The organism is Streptomyces phaeofaciens (assembly GCF_014648915.1).
Taxonomy (GTDB): domain Bacteria; phylum Actinomycetota; class Actinomycetes; order Streptomycetales; family Streptomycetaceae; genus Streptomyces; species Streptomyces phaeofaciens.
In genome coordinates this window covers 40,807-59,110 of sequence record NZ_BMSA01000007.1, presented here as the reverse complement: position 1 = coordinate 59,110, position 18,304 = coordinate 40,807, and the positions used below count along the sequence as shown (strand labels likewise).

The following is an 18,304-nucleotide window of genomic DNA, read 5'->3' as shown; positions in this document are numbered from 1 at the left end:
TCCGGGCGCCGCGATCCGGGCGGGACTTCGCGAACACGGCCCAAGGCCTGATCGATCAGGCGTCGAAGGTGTAGTGGGCGGTGTGGTCGAGCAGGGCCGCCGGGGTGGTGTCGTTCCACGGCTTCATCGTCTCGCCGAGGTCGACGACGTTCGGCGTACCGCCGCCCGGCAGGTACGGGGACCCGGGGTGCCGGCGCTGCCACTCCGCCCACAGCTTGTCGATGTAGGCGTGGTGCATCCAGAACACCGGGTCGTTGGGGGAGACCCCGGTCGCCATCTGCCCGCCGACCCAGACATGCACCCGGTTGTGCAGATTGACCCCGCGCCACCCCTCCAGATGGTTGCGGAAGCCGTCGGAGGCGCTGTTCCAGGGCGCCATGTCGTACGTCGCCATCGCCAGCACCGAGTCGACCTCGGCGGGGGTGGGCAGTTCGCGGACGCCCGCTCCCAGCGCCCGCCGCAGATAGGTGCGGCCGTCCACCCGGACGTTGATCGGCCAGTTGCCCTTCGACGCGGCGAACGGCCCGTCCATCACCTGACCGTCCCGGCTGCGCCCGGTGCCGCCGAGGAAGTCCGGCGCCCACAGGGAGGAACGCGTCGAACGGTCGGTGGACCAGTCCCAGTAGGGCAGCGCCACCGACGCGTCCACCGACTGGAGCGCCCGCTCGAACTCCAGCAGGAATCTGCGGTGCCAGGGCAGGAAGGACGGTGAACGGTGGCCGGTGCGCTCGCCGTTGTCGGTGTCTCCCATGATGAACGCGTTGTGCGTGGTGACGAAGGCGTCGTAGCGGCCGTTGCGCTTGAGTTCGAGGAGGGCGGCGACGAAGCGGCGCTTCTCCTCGGCGGTCAGGGACGCCTGGTTCTTGCGGACGGTCATGTGCGGGTGCTCCAAGTGTGCGGGGGAGTGGGTCAGTTGGCGGGGAAGGGGAGGAGCGGGGCGCCCTGGAGCTCGTCGACCGCGGCCCGGGCGGCGGCCCGCGGGGTGGTCACCGGGTCGTAGTGGCTGATCACGCTGATCCACGAGCCGTCGGCGTTGCGCATCACGTGCAGTTCGACCCCGTCCACGAATACGCCGTAGCCGCCGTCGCCGTGGTGGTGGTGGCCGCCCCCGGAGGCCGGCCGGCCCTGTATCCGGCGGCCCTTGTAGATCTCGTCGAAGGCGGCCGGGGAGCCGGGGGTGCCGCCGTGGTGGTGGCCGTCGTCGTCGGCGCGGGCGGCGGGGACGGCGGCGAGCGGGGCGGCGGCGGTGAGGGCGGCCGCGACGGCGAGCGCGTGACGACGGGTGAGTTCCGGCATACGGGATCTCCTGGAGTGCGTTGGGTTGACGACTCCGCATGCCTATCGACCGGTCCGAGAGGGGGAGAAATCGGCCGTGACCGGTTGGGTCCGATCCGGACAATTAATGATGTGTCGTGCAATGTTGAACGAAGATGATCTTGCTCGGGCCGGACCTCGCCGCCGGGCGGAAGGGGCAATTCCTTTCCGTGGGGACGCCTGTTCCGGTGGTCTTTCGCTCGAGTGCGCGCCCGCGGTGGTGTGGCTCACGTGCGGAAAGTGACGTGATCACGGTCCTGGGGCGGCCTCGGAGGCCTCTCCCGCCCTGCTACCCTGCGTCGTCAATCAATCACGTCTGGTAGCTTCTAGGGGTGTGCGTGAAGGTCGCCTGTGTCGGCGGCGGGCCCGCCGGCCTGTATCTCTCGATCCTGCTCAAGCGGCAGGACCCGTCCCACGACGTCACCGTCTACGAACGCGACCCGGAGGGTTCGACCTACGGCTGGGGCGTCACGTACTGGCAGGGACTCCTCGACCGGCTGCGCGCCCGCGACCCCGAGTCGGCGCGTGCCATCGAGGAGCACTCCGTCCGCTGGAACCAGGGCGTCGCCCACGTCCGGGACCGGGCGACCCGCCGGCCGGGCGACGAGGGGCACGGCATCGGTCGTCACCGGCTCCTGGAGATCCTCGCCGCCCGCGCCCGCGCCCTCGGCGTCCGGCTGGAGTACGAGCACGAGATCACCGCCGACGCCCTGCCCGACGCCGACCTGGTCGTGGCCGGCGACGGTGTCCACAGCGCCCTGCGCTCCGGCCGCGCCGACCGGTTCGGCGCCGAACTCCGGCCCGGCCGCAACTCCTACGTCTGGCTCGGCACCACCAAGGTCTTCGACTCCTTCACCTTCGCCTTCGTGGAGACCGAGCACGGCTGGATCTGGTGCTACGGCTACCCGTTCAGCACGGAGCGGAGCACCTGTGTCATCGAGTGCGCCCCCGAGACCCGCAGCGGGCTCGGCCTGGACGAGGGGAGCGAGGCCGACGGACTGGCCCGGCTGGAGAAGCTCTTCGCGCACATCCTCGACGGCCACCCGCTCATCGGCCGCGCCCCGGCCGGCGGCGGCACCCAGTGGCTGACCTTCCGCACCCTGACCAACCGGGCCTGGTACGACGACAACCTCGTCCTGCTCGGCGACGCCGCCCACACCACCCACTACTCCATCGGCGCCGGCACCACCCTCGCCCTGGAGGACGCCATGGCCCTCGCCGACGCGCTGAGCCAGGACGTTGTCCTTCCGCAGGCTCTCGCCCGCTACGAGCGAGAACGCCGCTCGGCCCTGCTGTCCCCGCAGAGCGCGGCCCGCTACAGCGCCCAGTGGTACGAGAACCTCACCCGCTACATCCACCTCCCCCCGGACCGGATGTTCGCCCTGCTGGGCCAGCGCCACTCACCCCTGCTGCCCTATGTCCCGCCCCAGCTCTACTACCGGCTGGACCGGGCCGCCGGGCAGCTGGAGGCCCTGCGCCGCCTCAAGCGCTGGCTGGGCCCGAAGATCGCCAGGAGCGCGCACACCCGGGCGCTGTCCGCCCGGAAGTAGCCCGGCCGTCGGCCGCTGTCGGAGCCCTCCCCCGCTTGGGTGAATGGCAATTCACTGTTACGGTGAATTGCCATTCACCCATTTTTCCTTTCGCGCAGGCCGCAGGAGTGCCCATGGCGTCGCCCGCTCCGATACCCGCCCCGACCAGGGACGACACCGGCCTGAGGGCCCGGCTCGCCATCCCGGTCCTGGCCTACTGCGGCATCCTCATGGCGGTCATGCAGACCGTCGTCGTCCCGCTGCTCCCCGATCTGCCCCGGCTGACCGGAGCCTCCCCGGCCGCGGTCTCCTGGATGGTCACCGCGGCACTGCTCTCCGGCGCCGTCCTCACCCCGGTCCTCGGGCGCGCCGGCGACATGTACGGCAAGCGGCGGGTCCTGCTGCTCTCCTTCGCTCTGATGGCCGCCGGCTCGGTGATCTGCGCCCTCACCTCCGAGATCGGCGTGCTGATCGCGGCCCGCGCCCTCCAGGGCGCCGCCTCCTGCGTGGTCCCGCTCTCCATCAGCATCCTGCGCGACGAACTGCCCCCGGAACGCCGGGGATCGGCGGTCGCGCTGATGAGCTCCACCGTCGGCATCGGCGCCGCGCTGGGACTGCCGGCCGCGGCCGTGGTCGTCCAGTACGCGAACTGGCACACGATGTTCTGGGTCACCGCGGTCCTCGGCGTGAGCGGCGTCGCGCTGATCCGGTGGGCGGTGCCGGAGTCGCCCGTGCGCGAGCGCGGGCGGTTCGACGTGACGGGCGCGCTGGGGCTGGCCGCCGGACTGATCTGCCTCCTGCTCGCCGTGTCCCAGGGCGGCCAGTGGGGCTGGGGCAGCACCCGGATCGTCGGCCTGTTCCTCGCCGCCGTCCTCGTCCTCGGCCTGTGGTGGTGGCAGCAACTGCGCACCGAGCGGCCCCTGGTGGACCTGCGGCTGGTGTCCCGGCCGCGCGTCGGCCTCTCCCACGTGGCCGCGCTGCTGACCGGCTTCGCCTTCTACGCCAACTCGCTGGTCACCGCCCAGCTCGTCCAGGCACCCGAGGCCAGCGGGTACGGGCTCGGGCTGTCCATCGTGGAGACGGGACTGTGTCTGCTGCCCGGCGGCATCACCATGCTGCTGTTCTCCCCGCTCTCCGCCCGGATCTCGGAGGCCCGGGGCCCACGGGTCACCCTCGCCCTCGGCGCCGCCGTCATCGCCGTCGGCTACGCCGTGCGCATCGCCGACAGCCACGCACTGTGGATGATCATGGTGGGGGCCGCGGTCGTGGCCACCGGCACCACCCTCGCCTACTCGGCGCTGCCCGCGCTGATCCTGCGCGCCGTGCCGGCCGGCCAGACCGCCTCCGCGAACGGCGTCAACGTCCTGATGCGCACCGTCGGACAGGCCGTCTCCAGCGCCGCCGTCGCCGCGGTCCTCGTGCACCACACCAGCCTGGTCGGCGGCGCCCCGGTGCCGACCCTGCACGGCTATCTGCTGGCCTTCGCCGTCGCGGGCGCCGTCGCCCTGGCCGCCTGCGCGGTGGCGCTGACCATTCCCGGCGATCCGCGGCCCGCACGCCCCCGCCGCGCCGAAGGCGGCACCCGGTCCGTCAACGACGAGGCGATGGAGGGAGCATGAGCGCCGTGAGCACTCCACCCGGCACCTCCCCGGCACCCGCCCGTCGCGACGCCGAGGCCACCAAGGCCGCCATCCTGCGCGCCGCCCGCCATCTCCTCGCCCGCCACGCCCACGCCGACATCACCCTCAAGGCGGTGGCGGAGCGCGCCGGGGTGAGCGCGCCGCTGGTCCTGAAGTACTTCGGCAACAAGGACGCGCTGTTCGCCCGGGTGATGTCCTTCGAGGAGGACGCGCAGACGTTCCTCGACGCCCCGCTCGAGGAGCTGGGCCGCCACATGGTCCGCCAGATCCTGGTCGGCCAGCGCGAGCGCGGCGCGGACCCCGTGCTGCGGATCGCCTTCGCACCCCTGCACGGCGACCACGGCGACGTCCTGCGCGCCAACTTCCGCGCCCAGGTCGTCGAACGCCTCGCCGCCCGCCTCCCGGGTCCCGACGCGGCCGTCCGCGCCGAACTGGCCCTGGCCACCGCCCTCGGGCTCGGCATGATGCTGGGCATCGCCCGGGGTCCTGAACTGCGGTCCATGCCGGTCGAGGACGTCGTCGACCGCTACGGCCCGACGGTCCAGGCCCACCTGACGGGCCCGGCGCCGCAGGCCCGGCCCACCGCCCGTTGAGGGCGAAGGCGCCCAGGTGGCAGGCCGGACCCGCCGATTCCGCACCGGCCGTCGGCTGATGACAGACTGACGCCATGGACGAGCGCGAATTCGGTAGGTCTGGTCAGCACGCATCCGTCGTCGGTCTCGGCACCTGGCAACTGGGCGCCGACTGGGGAGACGTCGACGACAAGGAGGCGCTGACGGTTCTGGAGGCGGCGGCCGAGTCGGGAGTGACCTTCTTCGACACCGCCGACGTCTACGGCGACGGCCGCAGCGAGCAGACCATCGCCGCCTTCCTGAGCGGCCGCCCCGACCTGCACGTGCTGGTCGCCACCAAGATGGGCCGCCGCGTCGACCAGATCCCCGAGAACTACGTCCTGGACAACTTCCGCGCCTGGAACGACCGCTCCCGCCGCAACCTGGGCGTCGACCGCGTCGACCTGGTGCAGCTGCACTGCCCGCCCACGCCCGTGTACTCCCGTGACGAGGTCTTCGACGCCCTCGACACGCTCGTCGAGGAGCAGCGCATCGCCCAGTACGGCGTCAGCGTCGAGACCTGCGCCGAGGCCCTCACCGCGATCGCCCGGCCGGGTGTCGCCAGCGTGCAGATCATCCTGAACCCGTTCCGTCTGAAGCCCCTGGACGAGGTGCTCCCGGCGGCCCGCGAGGCCGGCGTCGGCATCATCGCCCGCGTCCCGCTCGCCTCCGGCCTGCTGTCGGGCAAGTACACCAAGGACACGGTCTTCCCCGAGAACGACCACCGCACCTACAACCGGCACGGCGAGTCCTTCGACCAGGGCGAGACCTTCTCCGGCGTGGACTACGTCACCGGCGTCGAGGCCGCCGTCGAGTTCGCCGCGCTCGCCCCCGAGGGCTGGACCCCGGCCCAGCTCGCCCTGCGCTGGATCATCCAGCAGCCCGGTGTGACCACGGTGATCCCGGGCGCCCGCTCGCCCGAGCAGGCCCGCGCCAACGCGGCCGCCGGCAAGCTGCCTGAGCTGTCCGGGGAGACCCTCGCGGCCGTCCGCGACCTCTACGACCGGCGGATCAAGGAGCAGGTCGAGGGCCGCTGGTAGACCTGTCCGGGCGAACCGACCGGCCTGTCCGTTTGGATGATCCACGGCCCGGTTACCCGGGCCGTATGGACCAGGAAGACCGAAGAAGCGGACGGGACGAGACCGAGGACGAGCGGGCCGACCGCATGTGGGGCGACCTCATCCAGGAGGTCCGGGTCGCCCAGACGGGCGTCCAGATCCTCTTCGCCTTCCTGCTCACCGTCGTGTTCACGACGCGGTACATCACCCTGAGCGACACGAACCAGGCGATCTACGTCGTCACGGTCGTCCTGGCGGCCGCCGCCGCCGGCGCGCTGATCGGGCCGGTGGCGCTGCACCGCATGGTGTCCGGGCGGCGGATGAAGGCCCAGGCGGTGGTGTGGGCCTCCCGGCTGACCTTCGCCGGCCTGCTGCTGCTCCTCGCCACGATGACGGGCGCTCTGCTGCTGGTCCTGCGCGTCGCGACCGACGACGCGTACGTGCCCTGGCTGGTCACCGGTGTCGTCGCGTGGTACCTGCTGTGCTGGTTCGTGCTGCCGCTGTGGACGCTCCACCACCACACGACGCGGTGACCGACAGGGCGGCCAGCTGCCGGTCGTGCGCCCGCCCCAGCAGCAGCACGGACACGGTGGCCCCGATCAGCGCGCAGAACATGTCCCACTGGGTGTCCCAGACATCGCCCTGGGTGGCGAGGAAGGCGTCCGCCGCCTGACCGCCGATCACGGCCGCCGCCCACTCGAACATCTCGAACACCGCGCTGAACGCCAGACACGCGCACACCGTCAGCGGCGCCAGCCAGCGGCTGCCGCGCAGCGGGGACGTCCGGCTGAGCAGCTCCCGCACCAGGATCGCCGGCACGAACCCCTGCATGAGGTGGCCGAAGCGGTCGTACGGATTGCGGTCGAGGCCGAAGGCGTCCCGCGCCCACTCGCCGAGCGGCACCCGTGCGTAGGTGTAGTGGCCGCCCAGCGCCAGTACCAGCGCGTGCACCGCGAGCAGCGCGCACAGCAGGCCGGTGAGCGGGAACCGCCGCCAGGCCAGGACGATCACCGGCAGCCCCACGAGCACCCACACCGTCTCCAGGAGCCAGGTAGTGGGGTCGTACGGGCGCCAGCCCGACACGGCGAGGCCCGCGACCACCAGACCGGCACACAGGGCGGGCAGGGTCCGGCGTGACGCGGGCGGGACGGCGGACAGGCCGGCAGCGGACATCGGGGCGCTCCTTGAAGGAAGAACGACTGGGGAGCACCATCGTCGGCCGCCCGCCGGACCGCGGCATGAGTACGGCTACTCAGCTCCCCCTGCGTTTCCGCGCGCACCGCGCAGCGCCGTGATGCAGCTGCCGATGGCCTGCTGGAGGTCCTCCAGCCGCTGGACCATGTCGTCCTCGTAGAAGTCCTGGGCGTCGTCGAAGGTCAGCTCCTCGAAGACCCTCGTCGCCTTCTGGAGGCTGCTGTAGAACTTCGTGCGGCGCTCCTGGACACGGAGTTCGGGGTCGGCCTCCACGGTTTCCACGACCAGGTTCTTCATGGTGTCGTAGGCCTCGGCCGCCCACTCGCCGGCGTCCTCGCCCTCGTTGAGCTCGTCGATCAGCGACAGGTGCCGCTCGGCCTCCTGGCGCAGTTCGGCGGGTGCGTCGATGGTCTGGCCCGCGGGCGTCCTGACCTGCCCGGACTCCGCGATCTGACGGACGTACCCGATGCGGTCGGCCGAGCGGCTCTCGGTGGCCACGGCCTTCTTCAGGTCGTCGGTGCGCACGACGTCCCGGGCCAGCTCGGTCTGGAGCTCAGGGTCCTCCCTGACCCGGTCCAGCAGGGCGGCGCGGGCCGCGCGGGCGGTGGACGGGTCGGCGAGGATCGCGGCGCGCAGGGCCGTCGGGTTCTCCGCCACCTCCAGCGCCTTGGTCGGCCGGATGCCCTCCGCCGCGGCGGCCTCGGCGATCGCCGTACCGCGCTCGGACGTGGCGCCGGACCGCGAGACGTAGTACGTCAGCCACACGTCGGCGTCCGGCAGCTCGAGCTCCTGCCCCGGCGCCAGCTCCTCGAAGTGGGGGACGAGGCCGTCGTCGGCGGCCCGGTCCCAGGCCTTGTAGTAGCGCATCACCCGCTCGGGGGAGCAGCCGGCCAGCTCGGCGAACTCCTTCGCCGACACCTTCGGCGTCTCGTCCGCGCCCTGCCCGCCCGGCCGGACACTGCGCGCCACCATCAGCCCGAAGGCCCATCCGCCGGTGCGCGCGTAGACCCCGAACTCCCGCGCGTCCCGCGCCACGAGGTCGGACAGGGGCGCGGGGGACGTCTCGGGCCGGTCGATCGCCAGGGTCACGGATGACTCTCCTCTGAAGGCTGCGGGGAACGCGAAGGTGCAGACCGGCAGCCTATATGCGCCATTGGCGACGCTTTGCCGGACCGGTGAGCGGGTGACGGCGGGCGTCAGGCCGCCGAGCCGGGGCGGAAACTCCGCAGGAACGCGTCCAGGGCCTGGCGATTGGCGCTGCGCTCCCAGTCGGCGGACGGCGTCGCCCAGCGCAGCGAGAAGCTGCGGTCGCCGCCGAGCAGGAGGCCCCGGCCGAAGGTGCGCACCCGGGTGCCGTCGACGTCGGCGACCCACTGCATGTCGGCCGCCTTGTATCCCTGGTACGTCGTCGCCTCGATCGCGCCGATCCGCCGGTACCCCTCGTCCTGCCGCAGCCCCGGCTCGACGTCGTCGCGCCACACGGCCACCGGATCCGGGCCCGCCTGCTCGCTGTAGGTCACCGCGAGGGTGCGCGGATCGTCGGCCGCGCCGAAGGTGACGCGGTACGCGTTGCCGGTGCCCTTCGTGGTGTCCAGCCGCTTCCAGCCGGCGGGCAGGGCGACGGAGAAGCCCTCGGGCGCGCGATAGACGCGGTAGCCGGCCGGGAGGGCGTCGGTGGAGGCCGAGGGCGACGACGGCGGCGCGGACGGGGTGGCCGGTGCGGAGCTGGAAGGCGGGGTGCCGGGGGTCGGGGTGGCTCTGTCGCCGGCGTCGGTGCCCTCCTCGGCGGACGGCGTCGGGACGGCGGACGGCACGGTCGGGGCGCCGGCGCCCGCCGATGTCTCCTCGGTGCCCGGCAACTGGTGGGTCACGGCCAGGGCGGCGACCGCCACCGTGGCGACCGCCAGCGCCGTCCCGGCCGCCATGGCCCGCCCGCTCCACTGCGGACCCGCGTTCCGGGCCGCGGTGTAGGCGCGCCGCAGCCGGGGCGGGGGCACGCTCGGGAGCGGATCCTCGTCCAGCACACGGGTCAGGGTCTGGCGTACGACGAGGCGGTTCAGCCGCTCCCGGGAGTCCTTGCGCAGCAGCCCCTGGACGGCCGGGGTGAGCGGGCCGGTCCGCAGCGGGGTGCGCAGCGGGAGCCGGTCCACGCCCTTGAGCGTGGCCTCGGGCCGGTCCCGGTCCCGGTACGGCGGCCGCCCCTCGGCCATCGTGTAGAGGATCGCGCCCAGTGCCCACAGATCCGCCGCCGGACCGATCCGGTCGTCCCGGGCCTGTTCGGGCGAGGCGTACGCCGGTGCCGCCAGCCGCGGGACGAGCGTGGCCCCCGCCAGCCCGAACCCGGTGACGACCACCGGACCCCTGTCCCGTACGAACACCTGGCCGGGGCTGAGTTCGCCGTGGGTGATGCCCTCGCCGTGCGCGGCCTCCAGGACGTCGAGCAGCTGGAGCCCCACGGTGGCCGTCCGGACGGCGCCGAACGAGCCCTGCTGTTCGACCAGAAGCCCCAGGGGCGGCCCGTCGATCCACTCGGTGACGGTCCACAGGCACCCCGCCTCGATCACGGCGTCGACGACCGCGGCGATCCGGCCGGGGCAGAGCCGGGCCATCGTCTCCGACATGCGCAGCACCCGGTCGGCGACGCCGTACGCCTCGTCCTCGCCGAGATCGGGGGGCAGCCCGATCCGGGTGACCAGACACGGGCGCGCCGCCTGGAGGTCCTCCCCGTACCAGCTGACGCGATTCGTCTCGCGGTGGACCACGTCGAGGATCCGGTACCTACCGGCCACCGAGTCGTGCGTGGAGACGTGCGCCTTGACCATGGTCATCCCTCGCTGAACCCCCGGAGTTCTCCCTTTCCCGGAAGTACGGCGGGCGCGTGGGGGTCCGTTCAATTGGACCACCGGTCCGGTGCGATTCCTGTCTTTCATTCAAAATGCGCCGGGCAAGACCGAGCGGATGGACGAGAAAGGAAATTACCGGGGGTCGTCCAGCGGTGTAACCAGCGGTAAACACGTGCTGAGGGCACCTGAAAACGCTTTCGGAGGCGTGCCGGGCATTTCGGCCGGGAGGGCGCGTCGGGGAATTTTCGCTTTTCCGTGCAGGCCGAAACGTTCCGCCCACGTCATCATGTCCCGCGTCGTCGCGTTGTCCCCGCGGACCACCGGCCCCGGCCGGCTGCCGCCGCCCACCCGTTCCCGAACCCGCCGGGCCGCCGGAAGGAGACATCCGGCGGCCGGTTCGGTCCACCGCTCAGGCGTCCCGGCGTACCGCGAACCCGACCAGGGACCGCAGATCGCGGACGGCACCGGCGGTCAGGTCCGCCTCGGTCAGCGCCTCCTCGGCGGCGGCGACCAGCCGGTCCGCCTCGGCGAGCGCCGCCGCGCGTCCCCCGGCCTCCTCGACCAGCGCGGCCGCCTCGGCCGGATCCCCGTCCCGGTCGAGCAGCCCGGCCAGCCGGCGGGCCGCCGGGCCCGGCGAGGCGAGCGCGGCCAGCACCGGGAAGGTCTTCTTCCGCTCGCGCAGATCGGCGTGCACGGGCTTGCCGGTGACCGACGGGTCGCCCCAGACGCCCAGGACGTCGTCGACCACCTGGAAGGCGACCCCGAGGCGCCGTCCCGCCCTGTCCAGCGCGGTCACCGTGGCCGGCGGCGCGCCGCCCAGCAGGGCGCCCAGCGCGGCCGAACAGCCCAGCAGTGCACCGGTCTTGCCCTCCGCCATCACCCGGTAGGCCTCCGGCGTCACCCGCTGTGGACCCGACCAGGGCCGGGCGGCGAACAGCAGGTCGTCGGCCTGTCCGCGGACCAGATCCCCGAGCGCCCCGGACAGCAGCCGCACGGCGGCCGGGCCCGACGGGGGAGGCTGGACGGCGAGGGTCTCGACCGCCAGCGCGAACAGTGCGTCACCCGCGAGGACCGCCGGTCCCGTGCCGTACGCCTTCCACACCGTGGGGCGGCCGCGCCGGGTCTGGTCGCCGTCCATGACGTCGTCGTGGAGCAGCGAGAAGGCGTGCACCAGCTCCACCGCGACCGCCGCCGGCACCCCCGCCCGCGCGGGCGCGCCGGCCGCCTCGGCGCCGATCACCGCCAGCGCCTGCCGCAGCCCCTTGCCGCCGGAACCCGCGCCGGGCGCCCCGCCCGTCTCGCACCAGCCGAAGGAGTACGCGGCCATCTCCGCCACCCAGGGGTGCAGCCGCCCGACGGCCTCCGCCAGCGCGGGACGCACCAGGGCGCGGCAGCGGGTGAGGAGCGGGGGCGCGGCCGCAAGGGGTCCGGCCGCCGAGGGGCCGGCGGGAGCGGGCCGGCGCACCGGTGTGCCGAGCGCGGTCACCGGGCGGCCTCGACGGTCCCGGCGTTCTCGAGACCCAGTTCGGCCTGGGCCCTGGCCACCATCTCCCGGGCGTGCCGCAGCCCGATCCGCTCCAGCACCCCGGCCAGATCGGCGAGTTCGGCCGCCGTCTCGGCGCGGTCCTGGCCCTGCCGGGCGCGGGACTTGGCCAGGCCGAGCCGGGAGAGCGCCTCGCCGCGCGGCTCCTTCATCGCCCGGAACTCGCCGAGCGCCAGCTCGTACAGGCCCTGCGCCTCGGCGTAACGCCCCGCGCGGTAGAGGACGTTGCCGCGCATCTTGTGGTTGTAGGCCAGCGCGCCCGACAGTTTCATCGCGCGGCAGCCCTCCTCGGCCTCGGACAGCAGGGCGAGGGCCCGCCCGGTGTCCCCGTCGCGCACGGAGACGATGTCCGCCAGTCCGCGCAGCGCCCACGCGTGACCGCGCCGGTCGTCGGCGCCCGCGGCGATCTCGGCCGCCTCCTCGAACAGGGCGAACGCGGTGTCGTAGGCACCGGAGTTGCGGTGCATCTGCGCGATGCCCTCCAGCGCCCACACCGTGTGCCGTGCCTCACCGCGCCGTCGCGCCTCGGCCAGCAACTGCTCGTGCAGCCGTCCGACGGCCTCGTAGTCACCCTGGATCCGCCCGGTCTCCGCGAGCCCGGCCAGCGAGTAGCCCCGTACGACGATGTCGCCGCCGTGCTCGCCGAGGTCGGCCGCGAGGCCCAGCAGGCGCCGGGCCAGGGGGAAGGCGCCCCGCTGCCGGGCCAGGGTGCCGCCGCTCCACAGCGCCCACGCCATCGCCGCGACGTCGTCGGCGTCCCGTGCCGCCCGGTAGCTCGCCTTCCAGGCGTCCTCCGCCTCCCGCACCTGACCGAGCCGCCGGTGCGCCTCGGCGACCGCGAGTCCGGAGCGGGCCGCCTCGCCGTGCTCCCCGGCCTGTTCGGCGGCCTTCAGCTGTTCGGCGCCCGCGGCCAGGACGTCGGTGAGGGAGGAGTTCACGGAGAGGGTGGTGAGCGCGCCCTGGTACTCCGGAGCGAATGCCTTGCCGTACATGGATTCCTTTCGGTTTCCATGTATACACTCTGTGTATACATGACGTTTATAGCGCCTGCTGCCGATCAAGACGTGGGGACGGGGGGCGGGGTTGCCTGTGAGGCGCAGATCACCTCGGCGGCGGACGGGACGTCAGGAGGGCCTGCCGAGGCGTCCCGGACGGGACCGGCGGGGCGTCAGGCGCCGAAGAGCTGGGTCCAGTACGTGCCCGCCGGGCCGCCGCCCGCGAAGCCGACACCGATGTGGGTGAAGGCGGGCTTGAGGATGTTGGCCCGGTGCCCGGGACTGTTCATCCAGCCCTCGACCACCTCGGCGGGGGAGCGCTGGCCGCAGGCGATGTTCTCCCCGATGGTCCGCCGGGACGATCCCGCGGCGGCCGCCCGGTCCCAAGGTTCTCGGCCCTCGGGTGAGGTGTGGGAGTAGAAGCCGCGCGCCACCATGTCCGCGCAGTGCGCCTGGGCCGCGACGGTGAGACGCGGGTCGACGGCGAGGGGAGGCAGTCCGGCCCTAGCCCGCTCGCGGTCGGTGAGCGCGACCACCTCGGCGGCCGTGCGGGCGAGCCCGTCCGCCGTGAGCGGGCTCGCCCACAGGGCGGTCCAGTAGGTGTCGCCGCCGCGGGGGTCCGTGACCTGCGCCAGAGCGGCGTGCGCGAACGCCGGGTCGCGCAGCGTGCGGCCCGTCCGGTCCGAGCGCAGGCAGTAGGCGACGAACTCGGCAGGTGTGCGCGGCCCCGAGACGAGGTGCTCGCCCACGGCCAGATAGGCGTATCCGGCGGCCGTGACGCGCTGGTGCAGCGACACTCCGTCCCGGCCCTCTGCGCCGAGCCGCCCGGCGGCGGCCATCTCGGCGGCGTGCGCCCGGGCCGCCGAGGCCAGCCGGGCGTCGAGCGCGACGGGCGGGGAGCCGGCCGAGGCGCGGGCCGCGTTGGCGAGGGCGAGGAAGCCGTCGGTGTCGGGGGCGGGGTGGTTAGACGGGGCGGACGGGGCGGACGGGGCGGAGGAGGGCGGGGGAGCGGTGTCGTCCAGCACGTCCACTCCGAAGTCCCGGGCCAGGCCCGCCAGCCCGTCCGCGTATCCCTGGCCGAGTGCCCGCAGCTTCCACACCCCGCCGCGCCGGTAGACCTCCGCGAGCAGCAGGACCGTCTCCTGGCTCGGGCGCGGTGGCGCGAACCGGGCGAGGGGGCGGCCGAGCGCGTCGGCGACATGGAGGGCGGGCGCGGGCAGGCGGCCCAGGGGGGTGCCCGGCTCGGTGGCGCTCACGACCACCGTGACGCGCGTGGCGCCGGCCCGCAGTCCGTTCGGGTCCAGGGTGAGCGTGTCTCCGTGGAGGCGGGCGCCGGGTGCCGTCGGCTGGTTGTAGAACACGAAGTCGGCGTCGCCGCGCACCGTGCCGCTGTCGTCGGTGACGAGCGCGCACACGTCGAAGGGGCCGGGGACCCGGAGGGTCAGCGCGCCGCCCGGCAGGGGCACATTGCCCCCCGAGACCAACTCGCTCATCCCGCCGCCCGGTGTTCGTCGTACGCACCCCCGTGGGGTGTCGTCCGGACAACGGACACCGGGGCGGAGGGGTTCCCGGTCCGGCCGGCCGGGGCCGATTCGGGGGAGGTCAGTCCCGGACCACTCCCGGGGCGACGTCCTCGGAGCGCTCGTAGGGCGTCTTCAGCTCACGGGTGCTCGTGCTCTTCCCGCAGAACGCCGACTCCAGGGTGCGCAGCATCGTGTTGTGCACGGTGGTGCTGTTGGAGGCGTTGGCGAGCGCCGCCAGGCTGCGCTTGCCGTCCTTCGAGGTGAACGCGTAGGTGTAGTAGCCCTGGACGGCGCCCGTATGGCCGTACACCGACACCCCGCAGGACAGGTCGCGGCGCCGCAGCCCCAGGCCGTACGACTGGGTGCCGCCCGCCGGGACCCACCGTGTCATCTGCGCGAGCGCGTCGGCGGAGGTGAGCCTGCCCCGCAGCAGCGCCGAGAGGAACACGTCGAGGTCCTTGGTGCTGGAGATGAGGGCGCCGGCGCTCTGGGCCCAGGACGTGGTCTGCTTCGTCGCGTCGACGAGGGCCGCGCCCGGTGTGCCGGGCGTGAGATAGCCGCGCGTGTGGCGGCCGGGGATCGCCGTGTCGGGGTGGACGTAGAAGGTGTCCCGGAGCTTCAGCGGGTCGATGATGCGGCGCCGGTACTCCGTGCCCACGGAGTGCCCGGTCAGCTTCTCGATGAGCAGCCCCGCGACGACGAAGTTGGTGTTGGAGTAGGAGTAGGCGCCGCCGGGCGCGGTCGTGCGCGGACGGCTCAGCGAACGGGCCACCAGCTGGCGGTAGGTGAAGACCTTGGTGCGGACGGCCTCGAAGCCGGACACGGACCGGGCGAACATCTCGTTGCTGTAGTCGTACAGCCCGCTGCGGTGGCTCAGCACGTGCCGGACGGTGATCCGGCTGTCGGGAAGCAGGCCCGGCAGATAGCGGTTGACCGGCGCGTCTAGGGCGAGCCTGCCCTCGTCGACGAGCTGGAGCAGCACGACGGCGGAGAACGTCTTGGTGACACTGCCGATACGGAACCGGTCGGCGTTGCTGATCGCCTTCTTGGTCCGCCGGTCGGAGGTCCCCACGGTGAGGTGGTACAGGGTGCCGTGGTCGTCGAGGCGCGCCATCGCGCCGGGCGCGCCCTGGCTCACCGCCGCGCGCAGGACGCCCTTCAGCCCGGTGGGGTCGGGCTTCGGCGGCGCGGCGGCGGGGGCCGCGGGGTGCGGGGCGGCATGGGCCGGCAGCGGCAGCAGCGACATCAGCGCCGCCCCCGCGAACAGGGCCGTCGCGGCCCTTCTCCGTCGTCTTCGCCGGGCCGTCGTCGATGCGAGATCGGTCACATTCACCCGAGGCAACCTACTTCCGTCACGTCACATCTCCACTGACGACGCACAGTTGGTCGCCCTGCGGCCACCGTGCGTCGAGGACGTGCCCAGTATGACGACAAAGCCGCACAAGACGGTGATTTCGGCTTTACATGGACATGACTCATCCGTAAGGGTGGCCCTGCGGGGCCCGACCAGCCCCCGTGGCGTCAACGGCGCCATGCACCGCGGCGGTTGGGGACCCCTGCCGTCCGAACGAAGGAACCCTCACCAGTGCGCAGAGGACACATACGCACCCTGGCGGTCGCCGTCGCCGTGACCACGGCCGCCACGGGCCTGACCGGCACGGCCCTCGCGGCGGAGAACCGGGCCACCGCCGCGGCCGGTGCGCAGACCGCCGACCTGGTGCGGGCCGCCCGCGCCGCCGCGCTCGCCCACGCGGCGGCGACCGGCGTCGGCGAGGACGACGGACTCCAGGCGCAGGAGGTCATGATCGACCCCGAGGGCGCACGGCACGTCCGGTTCGTCCGGACCCACCAGGGCATGCCGGTCCTCGGCGGCGACCTCGTCGTCCACCTCACCAGCAAGCTCGCCTACGCGGGCGTCACCCGCGCCGCCGACCACACCGTCGACCCCGCCACCGTCGAGGCCGAGCTGACGGCCGGGCAGGCCGAGGCGAAGGCCGCCGCCGTGGCCGAGGGCGACGCGCAGAGCGCCGAGCTCGTGGTCGACGCCCGCAGCGGCGCCTCGGCCCTCGCCTACCGGGTCCAGGTCACCGACAGCGCCACCGCCGAGGCCGGCGGGTCCCGCACGGTCGTCGTGGACGCCGTCACCGGCAAGGTGCGCAGCAACACGCCCGACAGCGACGAGTTCCTCTCGCCCACCCTCGTCGAGACGCTGCGCGAGCGCGGCGAGACCCTCGACCCGGCCACCGGCACCGCCCCGCTCCCCGCCGGCCTCACCGCGTCGTCCTCGTCCGCGGCCGCCGCCCGCTACCCGGCGACGGCCACCGGCACCGGCAGCTCCCTCTTCGTGGGCAAGGTCCCGCTGACCACGACCCGTACCGCGCGCACCAGCTACCTGCTGAAGGACCCCACCCGCTGGGGCACCGAGACGCGCGACGCGAAGAACCTGGAGCTGGGGAACTTCGCCCAGGGCAAGAAGTTCACCGACACCGACAACAAGTGGGGCAACGGCGCCGTCTCCAGCCGCGTCAGCGCCGCGGTCGACGCCCAGTACGGCATCACCAAGACGCTCGACTTCTACAAGAAGACCTTCGGGCGCAAGGGCATCGCGAACAACGGCAAGGGCGCCCGCGCCATGGTCCACTTCGGCAAGAAGGTGGGCAACGCGTTCTGGTACCCGGACTGCGGCTGCATGCTCTACGGCGACGGCGACGGCCGGGAGATCAAGAAGCCGCTGGTCGTCCTGGACGTCACCGGCCACGAGCTGACCCACGGCGTCGTCGACGCCACCGCCCGTCTGGAGCCGACCTACGTCGACGAAGAGGGCAACCAGTACGGTGAGCCCGGCTCGCTGAACGAGTCCCTCGCCGACATCTTCGCCTCCGCGGTCGAGTTCAGCACCAACAACCCCAAGAACCCGCCGAACTACCTGATCGGCGAGAAGCTGGGCCTGGACCAGAAGTTCCTGCGCCGCCTCGACAAGCCGTCCCTGGACGTCCTCGAAGAGGCCATCGACTACTGGTCGCCGCAGGTGTACAACGCCGAGGTCCACGCCGGCTCCGGCGTCTCCTCGCACGCGTACTACCTGCTCGCCGAGGGCAGCGGCCGCAAGAAGATCGGCAGTGTCACCTACGACTCGCCGACCTACACCGGGGCGGCGGTGAAGGGCATCGGCCGCGCCAAGGCCACCGCGATCTTCTACCGCGCCCTGACCCGCTACATGGTCTCCTCGACCGACTTCCACGACGCGCGCGTCGCGACGCTGAAGGCCGCCCGGGACCTGTACGGCCAGGACAGCACGGAGTTCAAGACGGTGAACAAGGCCTGGGCCGGCGTCAACGTCACCTCCGCGAACGTGCCGCCCGCCACGCGCTGACGGCCCGCCGGCCCGCCCCGGTCAGTAGCCGGGGCAGAGGTTGGTGTGCACGGCGTCCACGATCCGGGTGGTCTTGACCCGGCCGAAGCCCTCGGGGTGACCGGGAGAGGTGAAGCGCCGCAGGGCGGTGCCGATCTGCTTCTCCCGGTCACCGGGGAAGTCGTGGATCGTGGCGCACTGGGCGCGGCCGCGCTCGACGGCGGTGTCCTCCTTGTCGTGGACGATGTCCGGGTCGATCGCGGTCAGCGCCCGGACGTAGGCGGCCTCGCCGTCGCGGTCCGGCCGCGGCGGGAGGGCGGCCTCCTCCTTCGACCCTTGGCTCGCGTTCGATCCGTGGCTCGCGTCCCGGTCCTGTCCCTGGTCCGTCCCGGACCCGGGGGACGACGACCGGGGCGCCGAGGGGGCCGTCGTGGCGGCGCCCGGCTCGCCGGCCGCCGCCGAGGGCGTGGCGCCGGTTCCGGGACTCGGGGTCGTCGCGGCCGCGGCCTTCCCCGTCGTACCGGGTTCCTTCCGGCTCGCGGCCGGCTCTCCCGAGCCACAGGCGGTGAGGGCGGCGACGGCCAGGGCGCAGGACGCCAGGGCGGCTGCGGTCGTGCGGTGGTTCACGGGTCTCCTGAAGCCTGCGGCGGTACGACAGCTGAGGTCCGTGAGCGTATGGGCTGTTTGTATACCCGCGACGGT

The 18,304-nt window shown here is 73.2% G+C and carries 16 protein-coding genes and 1 pseudogene; 6 read left to right on the top strand and 11 right to left on the bottom strand.

Going from position 1 to position 18,304, the window contains the following annotated elements:
* Positions 1 to 55: 55 nt before the first annotated feature.
* Both melC2 and melC1 read right to left on the bottom strand, forming a co-directional pair.
* Positions 56 to 877 (bottom strand): tyrosinase MelC2, encoded by an 822-nt coding sequence (gene melC2, locus IE275_RS14670; protein WP_189711699.1) that lies wholly within the window; start codon positions 875 to 877, stop codon positions 56 to 58.
* Between the two features lie 32 nt (positions 878 to 909).
* Positions 910 to 1,296, bottom strand: coding sequence for an apotyrosinase chaperone MelC1 (gene melC1 / locus IE275_RS14665; RefSeq protein ID WP_189711698.1), 387 nt, complete (start codon positions 1,294 to 1,296; stop codon positions 910 to 912).
* 356 nt (positions 1,297 to 1,652) lie between these two features.
* Between melC1 and IE275_RS14660 the strand changes: the two genes are divergently transcribed.
* From IE275_RS14660 to IE275_RS14640, 5 genes are all read left to right on the top strand, one after another.
* Positions 1,653 to 2,864, top strand: a complete 1,212-nt coding sequence (locus IE275_RS14660) for an FAD-dependent monooxygenase (RefSeq protein ID WP_189711697.1) — start codon at positions 1,653 to 1,655, stop codon at positions 2,862 to 2,864.
* Between the two features lie 113 nt (positions 2,865 to 2,977).
* Positions 2,978 to 4,462: an MFS transporter gene (locus tag IE275_RS14655; RefSeq protein WP_189711696.1), complete on the top strand. Its 1,485-nt coding sequence runs from the start codon at positions 2,978 to 2,980 to the stop codon at positions 4,460 to 4,462.
* Entirely contained in the window at positions 4,459 to 5,076 is a 618-nt protein-coding gene (locus IE275_RS14650; RefSeq protein WP_189711695.1) for a TetR/AcrR family transcriptional regulator, read from the top strand. Before IE275_RS14655 ends, IE275_RS14650 begins: the two co-directional genes overlap by 4 nt.
* A gap of 74 nt (positions 5,077 to 5,150) precedes the next feature.
* Positions 5,151 to 6,134, top strand: coding sequence for an aldo/keto reductase (locus IE275_RS14645; protein WP_189711693.1), 984 nt, complete (start codon positions 5,151 to 5,153; stop codon positions 6,132 to 6,134).
* Between the two features lie 65 nt (positions 6,135 to 6,199).
* Complete coding sequence (locus IE275_RS14640) at positions 6,200 to 6,685, top strand: DUF6328 family protein (RefSeq protein WP_189711691.1); 486 nt, start codon at positions 6,200 to 6,202, stop codon at positions 6,683 to 6,685.
* Here the strand turns inward: IE275_RS14640 and IE275_RS14635 are convergent.
* The 8 genes and pseudogenes from IE275_RS14635 to IE275_RS14605 all read right to left on the bottom strand — a co-directional run bounded on the left by IE275_RS14635 (position 6,606) and on the right by IE275_RS14605 (position 15,496).
* On the bottom strand, positions 6,606 to 7,325 hold the full coding sequence (locus IE275_RS14635; RefSeq protein ID WP_189711689.1) for a DUF2238 domain-containing protein: 720 nt from the start codon (positions 7,323 to 7,325) through the stop codon (positions 6,606 to 6,608). The genes IE275_RS14640 and IE275_RS14635 overlap by 80 nt on opposite strands.
* Before the next feature lie 75 nt (positions 7,326 to 7,400).
* Positions 7,401 to 8,435 carry a hypothetical protein gene (locus IE275_RS14630; RefSeq protein WP_189711687.1) on the bottom strand — a complete coding sequence of 345 codons (1,035 nt, stop codon included), beginning with the start codon at positions 8,433 to 8,435 and terminating at the stop codon, positions 7,401 to 7,403.
* 107 nt (positions 8,436 to 8,542) lie between these two features.
* On the bottom strand, positions 8,543 to 10,174 hold the full coding sequence (locus IE275_RS14625; protein WP_189711685.1) for a serine/threonine protein kinase: 1,632 nt from the start codon (positions 10,172 to 10,174) through the stop codon (positions 8,543 to 8,545).
* A 273-nt stretch (positions 10,175 to 10,447) separates the two neighbouring features.
* Positions 10,448 to 10,594: pseudogene (locus IE275_RS45910) on the bottom strand (threonine/serine dehydratase); the annotation flags it as partial.
* Positions 10,595 to 10,598: 4 nt separating this feature from the next.
* A complete protein-coding gene (locus tag IE275_RS14620; protein ID WP_373299224.1) occupies positions 10,599 to 11,675 on the bottom strand; it encodes a polyprenyl synthetase family protein in 1,077 nt (358 codons plus the stop codon).
* The gene (locus tag IE275_RS14615) at positions 11,672 to 12,724 is read right to left on the bottom strand and encodes a tetratricopeptide repeat protein (RefSeq protein WP_189711683.1); all 1,053 of its coding nucleotides are present in this window, start codon (positions 12,722 to 12,724) and stop codon (positions 11,672 to 11,674) included. Before IE275_RS14615 ends, IE275_RS14620 begins: the two co-directional genes overlap by 4 nt.
* Positions 12,725 to 12,900: 176 nt before the next feature.
* Positions 12,901 to 14,220 carry a CAP domain-containing protein gene (locus IE275_RS14610; RefSeq protein WP_189711681.1) on the bottom strand — a complete coding sequence of 440 codons (1,320 nt, stop codon included), beginning with the start codon at positions 14,218 to 14,220 and terminating at the stop codon, positions 12,901 to 12,903.
* Positions 14,221 to 14,329: 109 nt separating this feature from the next.
* Positions 14,330 to 15,496, bottom strand: a complete 1,167-nt coding sequence (locus IE275_RS14605) for a serine hydrolase domain-containing protein (RefSeq protein ID WP_189711882.1) — start codon at positions 15,494 to 15,496, stop codon at positions 14,330 to 14,332.
* 339 nt (positions 15,497 to 15,835) lie between these two features.
* On the opposite strand from IE275_RS14605, the gene IE275_RS14600 reads away from it, so the two are divergent.
* A complete protein-coding gene (locus tag IE275_RS14600) occupies positions 15,836 to 17,623 on the top strand; it encodes a M4 family metallopeptidase (RefSeq protein ID WP_189711680.1) in 1,788 nt (595 codons plus the stop codon).
* Positions 17,624 to 17,644: 21 nt separating this feature from the next.
* Here the strand turns inward: IE275_RS14600 and IE275_RS14595 are convergent, their stop codons facing one another.
* Positions 17,645 to 18,229, bottom strand: coding sequence for a hypothetical protein (locus IE275_RS14595; protein WP_189711678.1), 585 nt, complete (start codon positions 18,227 to 18,229; stop codon positions 17,645 to 17,647).
* Between the last annotated feature and the right edge of the window lie 75 nt (positions 18,230 to 18,304).

What these genes read in the sequence shown, in the direction of transcription:
- melC2 (WP_189711699.1), bottom strand. Translation starts at nt 877, where the DNA reads ATGACCGTCCGCAAGAACCAGGCGTCCCTGACCGCCGAGGAGAAGCGC.
- melC1 (WP_189711698.1), bottom strand. Translation starts at nt 1,296, where the DNA reads ATGCCGGAACTCACCCGTCGTCACGCGCTCGCCGTCGCGGCCGCCCTC.
- IE275_RS14655 (WP_189711696.1), top strand. Translation starts at nt 2,978, where the DNA reads ATGGCGTCGCCCGCTCCGATACCCGCCCCGACCAGGGACGACACCGGC.
- IE275_RS14650 (WP_189711695.1), top strand. Translation starts at nt 4,459, where the DNA reads ATGAGCGCCGTGAGCACTCCACCCGGCACCTCCCCGGCACCCGCCCGT.
- IE275_RS14645 (WP_189711693.1), top strand. Translation starts at nt 5,151, where the DNA reads ATGGACGAGCGCGAATTCGGTAGGTCTGGTCAGCACGCATCCGTCGTC.
- IE275_RS14640 (WP_189711691.1), top strand. Translation starts at nt 6,200, where the DNA reads ATGGACCAGGAAGACCGAAGAAGCGGACGGGACGAGACCGAGGACGAG.
- IE275_RS14635 (WP_189711689.1), bottom strand. Translation starts at nt 7,325, where the DNA reads ATGTCCGCTGCCGGCCTGTCCGCCGTCCCGCCCGCGTCACGCCGGACC.
- IE275_RS14625 (WP_189711685.1), bottom strand. Translation starts at nt 10,174, where the DNA reads ATGACCATGGTCAAGGCGCACGTCTCCACGCACGACTCGGTGGCCGGT.
- IE275_RS14615 (WP_189711683.1), bottom strand. Translation starts at nt 12,724, where the DNA reads ATGTACGGCAAGGCATTCGCTCCGGAGTACCAGGGCGCGCTCACCACC.
- IE275_RS14610 (WP_189711681.1), bottom strand. Translation starts at nt 14,220, where the DNA reads ATGAGCGAGTTGGTCTCGGGGGGCAATGTGCCCCTGCCGGGCGGCGCG.
- IE275_RS14605 (WP_189711882.1), bottom strand. Translation starts at nt 15,496, where the DNA reads ATGTCGCTGCTGCCGCTGCCGGCCCATGCCGCCCCGCACCCCGCGGCC.